The organism is Fictibacillus nanhaiensis, from assembly GCF_036213205.1.
Classification (GTDB): Bacteria; Bacillota; Bacilli; order Bacillales; family Fictibacillaceae; genus Fictibacillus; species Fictibacillus nanhaiensis_E.
The window spans coordinates 1-14469 of record NZ_JARMFC010000003.1; the positions used below are offsets into that span (position 1 = coordinate 1).

Here is a 14469-nt window from a genome sequence, read left to right on the forward strand (position 1 = left end):
TTCAGTTTTCAAAGAACTGTTTGGCTTGTCTTTTTCCGAGACAGCTTTATTATCTTACCGAATGGAAGTTATAAAGTCAAGCACTTTTTTAAAATTCTTTTTTGATCATTTTTACGATCATATGGTGGGCCTAAATGGACTCGAACCATCGACCTCACGCTTATCAGGCGTGCGCTCTAACCAGCTGAGCTATAGGCCCCTAAAAAATAATGGAGCGGGTGATGAGAATCGAACTCACGACCAGAGCTTGGAAGGCTCTTGTTTTACCACTAAACTACACCCGCATAAGTATGGTCGGGAAGACAGGATTTGAACCTGCGACCCCCTGGTCCCAAACCAGGTGCTCTACCAAGCTGAGCCACTTCCCGTAAAACATGGCGCGCCCTGAGAGATTCGAACTCCCGACCTTTTGATTCGTAGTCAAACACTCTATCCAGCTGAGCTAAGGGCGCGTATTTTAAATGTATTCTATGTTATAAGTAAAAGTTGGTGCGGTCGAGAGGACTCGAACCTCCACGGGGATACCCCCACTAGCCCCTCAAGCTAGCGCGTCTGCCATTCCGCCACGACCGCGCGGCTAGGATGCCAGCGCATGAGCACTGCAACTTACTGAGAAAATTAATATGGTGCGGGTGAAGGGACTCGAACCCCCACGTCAAAGACACTAGATCCTAAGTCTAGCGCGTCTGCCAATTCCGCCACACCCGCATATTAATTTGAAAATGGTGAGCCATGAAGGATTCGAACCTTCGACCCTCTGATTAAAAGTCAGATGCTCTACCAACTGAGCTAATGGCTCTCACTCGAAGTGTCTTTTAAACACTTATCTTAAAAAGAAAAAATGGCTGGGCTAGCTGGATTCGAACCAACGCATGTCGCAGTCAAAGTGCGATGCCTTACCGCTTGGCTATAGCCCAACACCTTAGAAATAATGGCGGACCCGACCGGGGTCGAACCGGCGATCTCCTGCGTGACAGGCAGGCATGTTAACCACTACACCACGAGTCCATCAATCTATAGGTATTACTTGAATAAAAGTAAATGGTGACCCGTACGGGATTCGAACCCGTGTTACCGCCGTGAAAGGGCGGTGTCTTAACCGCTTGACCAACGGGCCACATGGCAGAGAAGAAGGGATTCGAACCCTCGCACCGCGTTAGCGATCTACACCCTTAGCAGGGGCGCCCCTTGAGCCACTTGGGTACTTCTCTGTATGGCTCCACAGGTAGGACTCGAACCTACGACCGATCGGTTAACAGCCGATAGCTCTACCACTGAGCTACTGTGGAATGTCTTTTAAGGACAATTAATATCATAATCGTTTTCGTCTCAGATGTCAACTAGTTTTATAAGTTTTTTCTGATCCGCATTCGCTTTACGATACCTGCTTTTAAAAGCTATGTAATAGGTATGTCTAACAGCGACTTTATTAAATTACCACATACCTATATTCGAAGTCAACACCCTATTTTAAAGAAACCTGTTTTAATTTCCCTCTGCACTTTCCGCACACATATCTTTTCGTATCAATTTGCCTCTTTCTTTTATAAGGCTGCATACAGTTTGTGCACACATAGGCGTATTTATAACTCTCTGTTCTTCGTTTTTCCGGGATGGATTGACAGAACCGAGATCCACCTACTTTATGAAGCCAAAATTTGAAGTCATCGTCACCGTGTTTATAACCTTTACCCTCGATATGCATATGATAGTGCACAAGCTCATGTTTAATAACTCCAATTAATTCTTCTATACCAAACGCCTCGTAAAGATGAGGGTTCATTTCAATATCATGTGATCGTAATAGATAACGTCCACCTGTTGTTCGCAGCCTTCTATTGAATCTCGCTTGGTGGCTAAACGTTTTATCGAAGAACTGAATCGAGATTTCTTCCGTTAACTTCTGCAATTCTTCATTCGTCATGGTCAAGCTCCTTACATTTCAAGTTCACGTTAACAAGCTCCTATACATAGACTAATACACAAATAACGGATTGGGAAGTTCAAGGAGGTTCTCTATATGCCAACATGGTTTAAAAGACAGCTCCGCCGTGCTTATTATCAAAAAGACCGTTACCAAATCCGCTTACTTAATCAATGCTGGTTCTTTTATAACAAAAAACACTCCTCCAGTGAAGAGTAATTCGCTGGAGAAGTGCTTCATCTTTAATTGATAGCTTTATTTAGGTGCAATCATCGTTAGAGCAATTCTCTGTTTCGCTACATCTACAGAGTCTACCCACACCGTTACGACTTGCCCTACACTTACTACGTCCATCGGATTTTTCACAAACCGATCAGTAAGTTTAGAAATATGAACAAGCCCATCCTGTTTGACGCCTATATCTACAAAAGCGCCAAAATCTACAACGTTTCGAACGGTCCCTTGTAGCTCCATTCCTTGTGACAAGTCCTCCATCTTAAGAACATCTGTTTTGAGGACTGGCCCTGAGAAAGCATCACGTGGATCTCGTCCCGGTTTCATAAGTCCTTCAATTATGTCTTTTAAAGTAGGAACGCCAATATCTAATTTTTCAGATGTCGCTTCAAGTGAAAGTGATTTTAACTTTTCTGCAAGAGCATCTGAGCCAATATCAGCAGGTTTGAATCCAAGTTCTTTTAATAGAGCTTTTGTTGCCGGATAGCTCTCTGGGTGTATACCCGTTTGATCAAGTGGTTGATCACCGTCAACTACACGTAAGAATCCAATACATTGCTCATACGTTTTTGCACCAAGACGAGGAATTTTCTTAAGTTCTGTTCGGTTTTTGAACTTCCCTACCTCGTTTCGTTTGACGATAATATTTTGCGCAACGGTTTTGGACAACCCTGATACGTATTGTAGAAGAGATGATGACGCCGTATTTACATTAACACCAACTTGGTTAACCGCGGTTTCAACAACAAAGGAAATTTCTTCACCTAGTCTTTTTTGAGAAACATCATGCTGATACTGACCGACACCAATAGACTTCGGATCGATTTTTACAAGCTCCGCTAACGGATCTTGAAGTCTTCGGGCAATGGATACCGCACTTCTTTCCTCAACTTGAAGGTCAGGGAATTCCTCTCGAGCGACCGTGGATGCGGAATATACACTCGCTCCCGCTTCGTTAACGATCACATATGCTACCGATCTCTCTAAGTCCTTTAACGTCTCTGCGATAAACTGTTCTGTTTCGCGTGATGCCGTACCGTTTCCGATCGCAGCGATCTCGATATCATATTGATCGATTAGTTTCTTCACAACCGCTGCCGATTTTTCTACCTCTGATCGTGGTGGTGTTGGATAGATCGTCTGGATATGAAGCACTTTCCCGGTTTCATCTACTACACCTAGTTTGCAACCCGTTCGGTAAGCGGGGTCAACACCTAGAACAACTTTTCCTTTTAGAGGTGCTTGTAATAGAAGACTTCTTACATTTTCAGAGAAAATATGAATCGCACGCTCTTCCGCTTGTTCGGTTAGAGCCGCGCGAATTTCTCGTTCGATGGAAGGTGCAATCAATCGTTTATACGCATCTTCAATCGCTTCTATAATAAAAGGTACAGCTGGTGAGCTCGAGCGTTTCACTACTTTTCTCTCCATCTTTGAAACGATCAGTTCGGAAGGAGCAGCGATACCTACTCTTAAAATATTTTCTTTCTCCCCACGATTAGCGGCCAAAACACGATGGGGAACAATCTTACGGATGGGTTCTTGATATTCGTAGTACATTTCGAACACTCTCTTCTCATCCAATTCCGTGTTCTTACCATCTGTTTTGATCTCGCCCTTTGAAAACGTGTCTTCCCGAATCCATTTTCGCATATCCGCATCGTCAGACAGCATTTCAGCGATGATATCTTTAGCACCAGTCAGTGCATCTTCAGCAGAATGCACTTCTTTTTCTTCATTTATGTATGCCGCGGCTTCAGTTAGTGGGTCATCATTTCTTTGCTCTAACAACCAGGCAGCTAACGGTTCAAGACCTTTTTCTTTTGCTACAGTCGCCTTTGTTCTTCTCTTTTGTTTATATGGACGATAGATATCTTCCAGATCTTGAAGCTTTTGGGCTTTTGCAATTGCTGCTGTTAATTCTTCAGTCAGTTTTCCTTGTTCTTCTATTAAACGAAGGATCTCTTCTTTACGTGAAGCTAAGTTTTGCAGATATGTCCATCGGTCCATAATGTCTTTGATCTGTACTTCATCTAAACCACCCGTTAATTCTTTTCGATAACGCGCGATAAACGGGACCGTATTTCCTTCTTCTAAAAGAGCAATAACTTGGTTGATTTGTTTTCCTTTTACGTTCAATTCTGTTTCCATTGTTTTCAACGCTTGTTCACTAATAGGTTGTCCCAATAAGAACACTCCTTTTTCAATCAATTAGTACTATTATAAACTAAGGAAGTGGTGGCGTAAAAATTACACTCAAGTGAGTAGTTGATTTACGTTTCAGATGCTCGCTTTCCACGGGGCGAACGGTGAGCCTCCTGCCGCTTTGCGCCATTAGGAGTCTCAACCTGTCTAGATGCGGTGGCTAGCCCCTCGAGGTCAAAAGTTAAACGTTCAAGAAGGCAAAGTGCGCCTTCCTAGCCCATTTAACTTTTGCTGGTCGGGGCTGGACGAGCCACTTCCACTTTTCGAATTTACCGCTCGTCCCGTAGGAGTCTCGCATCTTCCACTTCAATCAACCTGCATAGAAGAGTTAAATCCATGCAATACTCTAGTGAAAATCCATCTAAAACAAAAAACACCACCCTACAAACTGATGAAGGTGATGTTTTACGAAATCAAATTTATTTGTCCGACGAGACATGTTGCATCGTCATTGATGTCTTGAGGTAATCCACTAATATAGAGGACTGACTCTTTTGGTGATATCATTTTCGTTAATAACGAACGACTCTGCGTATGAATGTCCATACCATCTGAATAAAGCATCAGTGTTAACTCTTTAACAAACTTAAAGTCTTGTACTTTAAATTTTTCGGGCTTTCCTGCAAGAAAACCAACCTTAGGCATAGGATGAATGGCTCTTTGTCTTTCAGCAGAGATCATAAAACGGATGTTGCCGACTCCTGAATAAGTAGCAGTATGATTATGATAATCGACTTTAACAATAGCAATTACTGCCCCGCGAGTATTTTTTAGTCCCTCATTACAGAGTTGCATTAAACGCTCGACAGGTTCATGATGATTTTGATCGATAATATCAGTAGCGGTTCCAGAAGCTTCTTTAGCCATCTTACCGCTTCCTAAACCATCCACTACTGCACAAATCAAATAATCTTCCGTTTCTTTCACATAAAAACTATCTCCGCAAAGATCATTTCCCATTTTTGGTTTCTGGTAAGAGGAAACAGATGCCCTGCTAAACTGAAAGTGTTCGATCATTTAAGAGCCTCCGAAGGTGATACTCGCAAAGCTTCTTTAAGTTTTTCAAGTGCTCGTCGTTGAAGTCGGGAAACATGCATTTGAGAGATATCTAAACGTTCTCCTGTTTCTTTTTGGCTTAGATTCTCAAAATAAGTACATTGAAGAATTTCACGTTCACGTTCAGAAAGTACGGCAAAGGCTTTTTCTAAGAGCATTCTTTTATCAATCTGATCAAAACCAATATCGTTAGAACCGACTAGATCAAGTAATGTGACTGTACTTCCTTCTTGATCGGCTTCAATAGAACTATCCACAGAAAGCGCCTGATAGCTTTTACCCATCTCCATCGTCTCTAGAACTTCTTCCTCAGAAACTTCTAGGTACTCTGCAATTTCAAAAATCTTTGGAGATCTTTGTAAACGAGTAGTTAGTTCTTCCACGGCTTTTTTGATTCTTGGACCAAGCTCCTTAATTCGTCGAGGCACGTGAACACTCCATGTTTTATCCCGAATAAAGCGTTTGATCTCCCCTACGATTGTTGGAACAGCGAAAGATTCAAATGATCTTCCAAATGTTTTGTCGTATCTTCTAAAAGCAGCAAGCAGTCCAATCATACCGACTTGTACCAAATCGTCATGAATGCTTTTTCCTTTAGAGAACTTTCGAGCAAGTGAATGAACTAAGTCTTGATACTGCAATACAAGGCTCGTTTGAATTTCTTCATTCTTAGGATCTTGCTGCAGCTCGTCAATCCAAGCATAGACTTGTTCTTTACTGTGAAGGCGCTGGTGAGATTCTGTCGACATGTTCCTCCACCTCATCTCTGTGAAGATACTTAGTCATCATTACAACGACACCGGCTTCACTGCTTATTTCTACCTTGTCCATTAGTGTGTCTATCAGAAAGAGGCCTAAACCTCCCTCATGCAGTTGATCAACTGATTTACCATCTACAGGGCCAAGATTTTTTGAGATAGATTCGACGTCAAAGCTTTTTCCTTGATCGACAACCGTAATTTCCATGCGATCGTCATATATATTACAGCCAATACGTACTTGGCCTTTTTCTTCAGTATCGGTATAGGCATGGTTAACAACGTTAGTTACTGCTTCTGATACGGCAATCTTGATATCCTCAATTTCGTCAAAAGCAAAACCCATGCGGTTAGCCAGGCCTGAAATCGTTAGCCTGACGACACCTACATAATCCGGTTTTGCAGGGACCTTCATTTCAATATAGTCGGACGCTGTTCTCATAGCGCCTCCCCCTTTACTCCACTCTCAATATCCATTACTTCCGTTAATCCAGTAATTTCAAAGATTCGTTTCACGCGTTCTGTCATGCCTCTTAATTTTAAGGAGCTATTGTTTGCTTTGGAAGATTTTAAAGCTCCCACGAAAATACCTAGCCCCGTGCTATCCATATATTCAATTCCAGAAAGATCTACTATTACGATGTTTCCTTCTTTATCTGTTAAAGGAAGCATCACTTCTTTTAACTTAGGAGCCGTGTAAGCATCAACTTCTCCTGTAAGTTTTAACTCGTATGTTTCATTTATTTGATCTTGATTTATTTGCAAGTTCATTTTATTTCCCCCCAAGCTTTGTATGGAACCATATAAGGTACCTTTACCCTAATCAAATACCGCTTAAACCAGTCGTTTTAAAATAATTAAAGTAAAATCATCTCTGAGCTCAAAGCCTTGAAGACGATCAAGCTCCTGAAATACATTCTCAACAATCTTTTGAGAGGGCAGATCCATATTTTTACGAATAAGAGAAACAACTTCTTCTCTTTCAATGAATCCTTTGCTCGTTCTGCACTCGGTCACTCCGTCTGAGAGAAGGATAATCATATCTCCCACTTCTATCAACTTTTCGTAAGGATGGTAGGTGGTTGTTCTGGATACACCAAGAACAAGACCTTTTGCAATCAAGTCATGAAACTCGTCTTCCTTCGCATTATAGAAAAAGCCAGGTTCATGACCTGCACCTGCATAGTGGAATTTATGACTTTCTGGTTCATACACCCCGTGAAACATAGTGATAAACATATTGCTATGAACGTTTTGTTCAACTACACGATTTAAGTTTTCTAAAAGCAGATGAGGCTTCATCTGTTCTTCTGGCAAACTGTCCATCGCATATTTAATCATAGACATACACAGTGCAGCAGGTATGCCTTTACCAATGATATCTGCTACGGCGACACTTAAACTGTTGCCGCTCTTAACAAAATTATAATAGTCACCGTTCATTTTTTTTGCAGGAACACTGACAACTCCTATGTCCAACTGGTCAAATCCCGGGACATCACTGACCAGTAACGTTTGCTGCATACTTGCGGCAACCTCAATCTCTGATTCAAGCTGTTGTTGCTTATCACGTAAACTTTGATGCTCACGATAAGCAAATCCGTAGCCGATCATCGCTTCGAGCAGAAAGTCAAAAGAATCTCTCATTTCTTCAGACATATCCGGAAACAGCTGATCCATCACTTGGATGTGTAAGCTGACGAGATCTTCTGGTGAGATTTGCTGTTCTAATAACTTTCTGCTGAATTGTTGCCCTTTATAGAGGGTCGTCTCTGTTTTAACTTTAAGATAGACTGATAATAAATCTTGATAACGTTCCGTTAGTGCGTCTTTTGCGGTCAAGAGCTCTCCTCCTAACGAAGCCATTTAGTAGCTGATATCTCCGTTCCCACATCAACCGTGGATTCGATTGAGAACTCATCCATTAAACGCTTCACGCCTGGTAATCCAGCACCTAATCCGCCAGAAGTGGTATATCCATCTTCCATGACTTTTCGGATTTCTCGAATTCCAGGGCCATTATCTAAGGCTACGATTCGTAGTCCTTTTCTTCCTAATTGATCAATAGGTTCAATGCAAATCTTTCCTCGTCCTGCGTATAAATAAATATTTCGGGCGAGTTCAGATATCGCTGTTGTTATTCTTGCTTGATCAACGTTTCCGAAACCTAGCTCTTTAGCCATGTTTCTTCCGAGTTGACGGGCACTTACGATGTCCCACTCGTTGCGTACTTCCACACAGGATTGGATGTCCATTGTCATCCCTCCAGTTCCAGACGCAATTTATCAAGCCCCTGTTCTAAGTCAAGTGCTGTCGAAACTTCCCTCATTGAAATTCCAAGGTCAATTAAAGTAATAGCAACTGCTGGTTGTATTCCTGTTAATACAACTTGAGCTCCCATTAATTTTGACATTCTCACTACATCTCCAAGAACTTTTGCAATAAAGGAGTCGATCATGTCTACTGACGTTAGGTCAATAACAACTCCTTTCGCACCTGTATCGTGAATTTTATTTAGCAAGTCTTCTTGAAATTGAAGAGCTGTCTGATCATCCATTTCAACTTGAATGGTGATCAATAAATATTCGTGCAATTTTAAAATAGGAATTCTCATTTTTTACTCTCACTCCCTATTTATTGCTAACTAACTGCTGGTTTGTAATTTCAAGAGCGTTTTCCATACCCTTTTGAAGTGTGCTTTTTGTAGGAAACAGACTTAGATCAATTCCTAAGCTTACAATTGTTTGTGCAATTTCAGGACGTATTCCTACTAAAATACAGGTAGATCCTAATAAACGCACGGCATCTGCTGCTTGAATAATATGATGAGCTACCATCGTATCAACGACCGGTACACCCGTGATATCAATGAGTACTACTTCTGAACGATATTTAATCACTCCGTTCAAAAGGTTTTCCATAATCAGCTTCGCGCGCTCTGTATCAATTGATCCGATAAGAGGCATAACACTAATATTTTTGAAAACTGGAATCAATGGTGCAGATAGTTCTAATAATGCCGTCTTTTGAACAGAAACCGTTCTCTCCCAAATCTGTGAGGAGTTTTCAACTACTCGATTTAAGATTGGGTCTAACCAGCGATCGATCTCACGATAAACAGCCGCTACTTTCCCTTTGTCGTTTTCCGTTTCCACTAAAAGGTTTAAAATGACACGGCGTGCCGCTTGTAGTCCTTGTGTTAAATAACTTAATGGTAAGCCTGTATGAAGAACTTGATCAAAAAAATCGTCAAGTGTTCCGTCTTTAGAAATATCGTGAAAATTTATGTGCTTAATTAACATAGCAAAAAACTGTTGGTCCGTTTCCTCACTAAACTTTAAAGTTGTTCCAACGAGTTCTTTTTCTTTAAAAATCTTAACTTCTGTAAGCCAATTATCTTTTAGGGTTTCTTGATTTTCATTGATCATCTGTACAATCAAGTTGTCCAATTTTTCTTGCACCCCCACTACATGTAGTCTTCATTCTATTATTTCACTTCTGAATATATTGTGCAATGTTTACTCTTTTACTAGCTTTGGTTATATAACCCAAGTTCCTAAAAGCTAAACATGTATTTTTTTACAAAAATATTTAAATAGTATTCGTACACTTCTTCTTATTAAATGGGGTTCATTACTTGCTGAGTCGTGTAATGAGTAATATGAACCTTAAAACTTAAAACTTCTTTTCTCTCCATAAAAACCTGATACAGCTCTTAACACCTAAAGAATTCTTTCAACGTAATAGGAAAATTGTACCTGGCGTTCCAACGATCCTTTACAAAAAAATAAAAAACCGCCAGACATCCCCGTCAGACAGTTTCCTAAATGATGTTATAAAGTTAAAAATCAACCAGACCAGTACTGATCTGCAATGCGTCGTCTACCCTGCGCATCATGTCTTCATCCAGTTGTGTTATTTTATCTGTTAATCTTTGCTTGTCAATCGTCCTGATCTGTTCAAGCAAAATAACTGAATCCCGTTCAAAGCCGTATTTTTTCGAATCTATTTCAACGTGTGTTGGAAGTTTAGCTTTCTGAATTTGAGCTGTGATTGCTGCTACGATAACAGTAGGGCTAAAACGGTTCCCGATATCATTTTGTATGATCAGTACAGGACGAATTCCGCCTTGTTCCGATCCAACTACCGGTGAAAGATCTGCAAAGTAAACGTCTCCGCGTTTGACTATCAAGGACTACACCCCGCTAACTAAGCGGTCCAAGGTATGATCGGCTTCCTCCTCTAACATAAATGCTTCTGAAGCAATCGTTAGATTGATCTTAGCCATTTCCATGTAACCTTGTTTCATCTCATCACGAAACTGACGCTTATTCTTCCGCTCACGAAGAAACATCTCAGTAGCTTGATGGATGAATTCGCTGCGGTCCAAATTCTCTTTTTTTATGACGCGATCTACCTCACTTAGTAATTTCTGAGGAAGACTAATCACTATTCGTTTTGTGTTCAATTCGGACACAACATACACCTCCAGCGCAAAGCTATACTACGATCAAATTCCTTTTAACCACATTTAATCTTATCACTTCAATTATCCATTTGCAAAGCGATTTCAAAGTATTTATTCTACAAAATTTTCAATAGTCCTTCTAATATTCTGCTAAAAATTTAGAATTACATTCATATTTTCTAAAATTCGACCTTTTTTTGTATAAACTCTCGGCACTCGAGCAGAAATGAGGCACGGAATTTCATAATTTATCGTATTTGCAATACTCGCGATCTCATCCATTTCAATTCTTTTATCCTGCTGACTTCCTATTAAAGTGGCAACTTCTCCAACATCTAATCTCTTTGGAAGTCTCACCATGCATTGGTCCATACAGATTCTGCCGATGATCGGCATCCTTTCTCCCCTTATGAGCACCGAAGCTCCAGGGGAAAACCGTCTTTGCCAACCGTCCGCATAGCCGATTGGAAGAGTCCCTACCCACTCCTCTTCTGTAGCTGTATAAGTAGCTCCATAGCTTACAGTATCCCCAGGCATAAGTTTTTTAACATGAATGAGCCTAGAATGAAGGCTGAAGGCTTCTTCTAGCGAAAAAGGCAAGTTCTGTTTTAATTCGTTCGATGGCGCCAATCCGTACATACTGATACCAAGTCGAACAAGATTGAAAGGCCCTTCCACTTGTCTTATAGCCGCAGCGCTGTTAGCACTGTGAATGAGAGCTGGTTTCATCCCCCATGATTTGAGCAAGTCTATATATTTAATAAAACTCTTTCTTTGTTTCTCAAAAAGTTCTGATTCCCATTCGTCTGCAGTTGCAAAATGGGTAAATACACCTTCTGCTTCAAACGCAGATGAACATTTAATGAAGTGCGCTGCTTTTTGCAACTCACTTTCTTCTCTAAACCCTACTCGCCCCATACCAGTATCGATCTTTAGATGGACTTTTACACGATGATTTGTGTCTTTAACATGTGGTTCTGCATCATTGAGCCATTCTTTTTGAAATACGGTTAGGCTTAATTCATTTTCTGCCGCAAGATTAGCATATTCGGGATTTACCCGATTCATAACTAAAATCGGTGCAGAAATTCCTTGCTTACGTAAAGCTAATCCTTCATCAAGCATCGCTACAGCAAGCCACTCTGCTCCTGACTTCAAGGCTTCTTCTGCAATTTGAAATGCTCCGTGGCCATAACCATTTGCTTTTACGACAGCCATAATCTTTTGATCAGGGAGATGTTTCTTAAATGATTTTACATTTTGACTGATCTTGCCTAAGTCAATTTCCGCCCACGTGTCTCGATAATAATGATGTTTATCCATGATGTTTACCTCCCTGGTTTAGATTGCTGCCTTCTATTTTACCCTCTTAGCGTGATTTATGTAAGCATCCTAACGCTTCAATCCACAAATATGTATGTGCAATCCAAAAGTTTTGAGTGTTTATCCACGAGTTTTTGTTCTTAATCCAAAAGTTTTGCCACTTTATCCACGAGTCTACAATCCTCGACAATTTAAACACTATCTCTAACCTCTAATACCTTACACTCAAATAAAAACAGGCTAGCATCATCGCCAGCCTGTTTCCTATCAGTATATATAATGTAGATATTATTTAATCGCCTTACCGTTCACAGAACGGGCAATCGCCATCAACTCTTCTTGACCGAGGTTATTAGAGACAAGCAAGTAATCCACTCCGTTAAAGTTCCATGTGATCGATTGATCTGTCATAGCACCTACTGTAAAGCCTAGATCAACCGGTTCTCCACTTGACATCGTTAGGCGGGAAGCTGTTTCAACAGCTGTGTTTTTCTGTTGCATTAGAGTAAAAGATTTATCTTCATCAGCATAGTTTAATACCACTTTGGAATCATCTTCACCTTGAGCGACTTCTCTTTCGTTAACGATATTTAAGTTCGCTGTATAAGTCGGATACAGCACCTCAAACTCTTCTCCAGCACCAGAAAACGTAGGTACTTCAAATTGAGCACTGCTCATGTTCGACTCCATATCAAAAGAGTTCTTATCAAATTTCGCGTTGAACTTAACTTTTGAGAAATCCAGTCTAACAAGCTCTTTTTGGTCTTGATCCATAATTCGTACTTGTTGTGGATCTAGATCTTTATTTAATGTAATCTCTTGCTGATATAGATTTTTGTTTTGATAATTTGTTTTAGTATGGAAAACATAGCTTTTCTCTTTTGATTTAAACCCTCGATCTGTATCATTTAAAATATCCGAAATGAGTGATTGGAACAAATAGACTTGGCTGTTGTTCTCTGGCCAGTCGCTTTGGAATCGGAAACTTTTATTCAGAGCAGGCGTAAGAACGAAAACTCCATCTTTGTTACGCAGTATCATCTGACTTTGATCTTTTTCAGCATTCTTTAAACTCACTCGGTAAAAATCAGGCTTCTTATGCCAAATCTCTAAATCGTAAGTTAGTGGTTTCTCTCCTGTGCTCAATGTCATCTTGGCTTCCGCTTTGTAGCCCGTCATGGATTCCATTCTTTCCTCTAAGGAATCCAAAACATCGTTCTGGCTTTGTGCACCACATGCCGACAGAAGCAATACGAACATGAACGCCGTCAACATCATTGACAGTGTTTTCTTCATTTTTTGCCATCCCCTTTGTCCCAAAGTAATTTCGACATTGAAGGGGGACCAACTCTCTGCATCTTGCAAAGGACTACCCCTTCTACCGCATTACAATATATGAGACAACCCTGGACATTATGCAAACTAGCTTGACGAGCTTTCTAAAACCACTTGTGCGATCGCGTATTCCTTCGTATGAGAAATAGAGAGATGACATAAATATGGATAAGGGGAAGTAAGGAATGGCTTGCCTTTTTCATCTGATTTAATTTCCATGTCCTGCCACGAAAGTTCAGCACCAATTCCAACACCGAGCGCTTTAGCCATTGCTTCTTTTGCAGCAAAACGTCCTGCAAGGTATTCAAATCTTCTGTTGCCGTCTAAAGAATGAAACCTCTTTTGTTCAAACGGAGTTAACACCCGCTCTGGAAAACGAGGCTGATGGTAAACCACCTTTTTGATTCGTTTTAGCTCGATCATATCGATGCCTGTTCCTACAATCATTAATAAAAGCTCCTTTGCAGCTATATCTTTCGCCCTATCTACCGTCACATGGTAAACTTAAGGAAGAAATGAGTATGTTCTAAACTTTAAATAAAAAGGGTGATACTATTTCCATGTTTATAAGAGATGAAAGCTTTCAGACCTTTATCAGGCGCTATCCTATTGTTACTTTTTTAGTAGCTGCACATATTATCGTGTTTCTTCTTATTAATTTTACCCCTTTTTCTACCTCTTTGTATCATTTTATGGTTGGTTCTAACTATTACATTACAGCTGGAGAATATTGGCGTTTATTTACCCCTATTGTTACACACGAAGCTGCAGGTCATCTGATCTTCAACTCGTTCTCACTTGTCTTGTTTGGTCCTGCACTCGAAGGAATCCTTGGAAAAGCCCGGTTTATTATTGGGTATGTAGGTGCTGGCTTGATCGCAAATATTGCTACGTTATTACTGCTTCCACTTTCATACGCTCATATCGGTGCATCCGGAGCTATTTTCGGTTTGTTCGGCATTTATGTTTACATGCTTTATAACCACCGTCAATACATTGACCAAGCAAACACACAGATTCTTCTCGTTGTCCTAGGTATTAGCTTAGTGACCACGTTTATGAATGCACGAATCAACGTGATGGGTCACCTATTCGGATTGATTGGTGGGGCAGCACTAGCTCCGATCATTTTTGCTTCACTTCATCGTAAGAAAAATAGGTGGTAA

General features: G+C 40.6%; 17 protein-coding genes and 12 tRNA genes. 2 read left to right on the forward strand and 27 right to left on the reverse strand.

Going from position 1 to position 14469, the window contains the following annotated elements:
• Positions 1–122: 122 nt before the first annotated feature.
• The 13 genes from P4V41_RS03675 to P4V41_RS03735 form a co-directional block, all read right to left on the reverse strand.
• Positions 123–199 (reverse strand) — tRNA-Ile (locus P4V41_RS03675).
• 11 nt (positions 200–210) lie between these two features.
• A tRNA-Gly gene (locus tag P4V41_RS03680) sits at positions 211–284 on the reverse strand.
• A 7-nt stretch (positions 285–291) separates the two neighbouring features.
• Positions 292–368: transfer RNA gene (locus P4V41_RS03685), tRNA-Pro, on the reverse strand.
• A gap of 7 nt (positions 369–375) precedes the next feature.
• Positions 376–452: transfer RNA gene (locus tag P4V41_RS03690), tRNA-Arg, on the reverse strand.
• A gap of 35 nt (positions 453–487) precedes the next feature.
• Positions 488–573, reverse strand: a tRNA-Leu gene (locus P4V41_RS03695).
• A 51-nt stretch (positions 574–624) separates the two neighbouring features.
• Positions 625–708 (reverse strand) — tRNA-Leu (locus P4V41_RS03700).
• 15 nt (positions 709–723) lie between these two features.
• Positions 724–799 (reverse strand) — tRNA-Lys (locus tag P4V41_RS03705).
• A 43-nt stretch (positions 800–842) separates the two neighbouring features.
• Positions 843–917 (reverse strand) — tRNA-Gln (locus P4V41_RS03710).
• A gap of 15 nt (positions 918–932) precedes the next feature.
• A tRNA-Asp gene (locus tag P4V41_RS03715) sits at positions 933–1008 on the reverse strand.
• A 34-nt stretch (positions 1009–1042) separates the two neighbouring features.
• Positions 1043–1117, reverse strand: a tRNA-Glu gene (locus P4V41_RS03720).
• A gap of 3 nt (positions 1118–1120) precedes the next feature.
• Positions 1121–1211, reverse strand: a tRNA-Ser gene (locus P4V41_RS03725).
• Positions 1212–1214: 3 nt separating this feature from the next.
• A tRNA-Asn gene (locus P4V41_RS03730) sits at positions 1215–1289 on the reverse strand.
• Between the two features lie 176 nt (positions 1290–1465).
• Complete coding sequence (locus P4V41_RS03735; protein ID WP_328083479.1) at positions 1466–1924, reverse strand: SprT family protein; 459 nt, start codon at positions 1922–1924, stop codon at positions 1466–1468.
• Between the two features lie 96 nt (positions 1925–2020).
• Here P4V41_RS03735 and cmpA point away from each other — a divergent pair, with 96 nt between their 5' ends.
• Positions 2021–2143: a cortex morphogenetic protein CmpA gene (gene cmpA / locus P4V41_RS03740; protein ID WP_137792088.1), complete on the forward strand. Its 123-nt coding sequence runs from the start codon at positions 2021–2023 to the stop codon at positions 2141–2143.
• A 36-nt stretch (positions 2144–2179) separates the two neighbouring features.
• On the opposite strand, the gene P4V41_RS03745 is transcribed toward cmpA, so the two are convergent.
• The 14 genes from P4V41_RS03745 to acpS all read right to left on the reverse strand — a co-directional run bounded on the left by P4V41_RS03745 (position 2180) and on the right by acpS (position 13750).
• On the reverse strand, positions 2180–4309 hold the full coding sequence (locus tag P4V41_RS03745; protein ID WP_328083519.1) for a Tex family protein: 2130 nt from the start codon (positions 4307–4309) through the stop codon (positions 2180–2182).
• Between the two features lie 459 nt (positions 4310–4768).
• A complete protein-coding gene (locus P4V41_RS03750; RefSeq protein WP_328083480.1) occupies positions 4769–5380 on the reverse strand; it encodes a SpoIIE family protein phosphatase in 612 nt (203 codons plus the stop codon).
• Entirely contained in the window at positions 5377–6168 is a 792-nt protein-coding gene (gene sigB, locus P4V41_RS03755) for an RNA polymerase sigma factor SigB (RefSeq protein ID WP_328083481.1), read from the reverse strand. Before sigB ends, P4V41_RS03750 begins: the two co-directional genes overlap by 4 nt.
• Complete coding sequence (gene rsbW, locus P4V41_RS03760) at positions 6134–6619, reverse strand: anti-sigma B factor RsbW (protein WP_328083482.1); 486 nt, start codon at positions 6617–6619, stop codon at positions 6134–6136. Before rsbW ends, sigB begins: the two co-directional genes overlap by 35 nt.
• Complete coding sequence (locus P4V41_RS03765; protein ID WP_328083483.1) at positions 6616–6948, reverse strand: STAS domain-containing protein; 333 nt, start codon at positions 6946–6948, stop codon at positions 6616–6618. The genes rsbW and P4V41_RS03765 overlap by 4 nt, the downstream gene beginning before the upstream one ends.
• Positions 6949–7011: 63 nt before the next feature.
• Positions 7012–8019 carry a PP2C family protein-serine/threonine phosphatase gene (locus P4V41_RS03770; RefSeq protein ID WP_328083484.1) on the reverse strand — a complete coding sequence of 336 codons (1008 nt, stop codon included), beginning with the start codon at positions 8017–8019 and terminating at the stop codon, positions 7012–7014.
• A gap of 11 nt (positions 8020–8030) precedes the next feature.
• Positions 8031–8432, reverse strand: a complete 402-nt coding sequence (locus P4V41_RS03775; RefSeq protein ID WP_066285716.1) for an anti-sigma regulatory factor — start codon at positions 8430–8432, stop codon at positions 8031–8033.
• A gap of 2 nt (positions 8433–8434) precedes the next feature.
• On the reverse strand, positions 8435–8791 hold the full coding sequence (locus P4V41_RS03780) for an STAS domain-containing protein (protein WP_066239455.1): 357 nt from the start codon (positions 8789–8791) through the stop codon (positions 8435–8437).
• A 16-nt stretch (positions 8792–8807) separates the two neighbouring features.
• On the reverse strand, positions 8808–9626 hold the full coding sequence (locus P4V41_RS03785) for an STAS domain-containing protein (protein ID WP_328083485.1): 819 nt from the start codon (positions 9624–9626) through the stop codon (positions 8808–8810).
• A 392-nt stretch (positions 9627–10018) separates the two neighbouring features.
• Entirely contained in the window at positions 10019–10369 is a 351-nt protein-coding gene (locus P4V41_RS03790; protein WP_066239453.1) for a type II toxin-antitoxin system PemK/MazF family toxin, read from the reverse strand.
• 3 nt (positions 10370–10372) lie between these two features.
• Positions 10373–10654, reverse strand: a complete 282-nt coding sequence (locus P4V41_RS03795) for a CopG family ribbon-helix-helix protein (protein ID WP_066390801.1) — start codon at positions 10652–10654, stop codon at positions 10373–10375.
• Between the two features lie 141 nt (positions 10655–10795).
• On the reverse strand, positions 10796–11968 hold the full coding sequence (alr, locus tag P4V41_RS03800; protein ID WP_328083486.1) for an alanine racemase: 1173 nt from the start codon (positions 11966–11968) through the stop codon (positions 10796–10798).
• 288 nt (positions 11969–12256) lie between these two features.
• Positions 12257–13264: an outer membrane lipoprotein carrier protein LolA gene (locus P4V41_RS03805; RefSeq protein ID WP_328083487.1), complete on the reverse strand. Its 1008-nt coding sequence runs from the start codon at positions 13262–13264 to the stop codon at positions 12257–12259.
• Between the two features lie 126 nt (positions 13265–13390).
• Positions 13391–13750, reverse strand: a complete 360-nt coding sequence (gene acpS, locus P4V41_RS03810; protein ID WP_328083488.1) for a holo-ACP synthase — start codon at positions 13748–13750, stop codon at positions 13391–13393.
• A gap of 113 nt (positions 13751–13863) precedes the next feature.
• Here acpS and P4V41_RS03815 point away from each other — a divergent pair, with 113 nt between their 5' ends.
• Positions 13864–14469 (forward strand): rhomboid family intramembrane serine protease, encoded by a 606-nt coding sequence (locus P4V41_RS03815; protein WP_328083489.1) that lies wholly within the window; start codon positions 13864–13866, stop codon positions 14467–14469.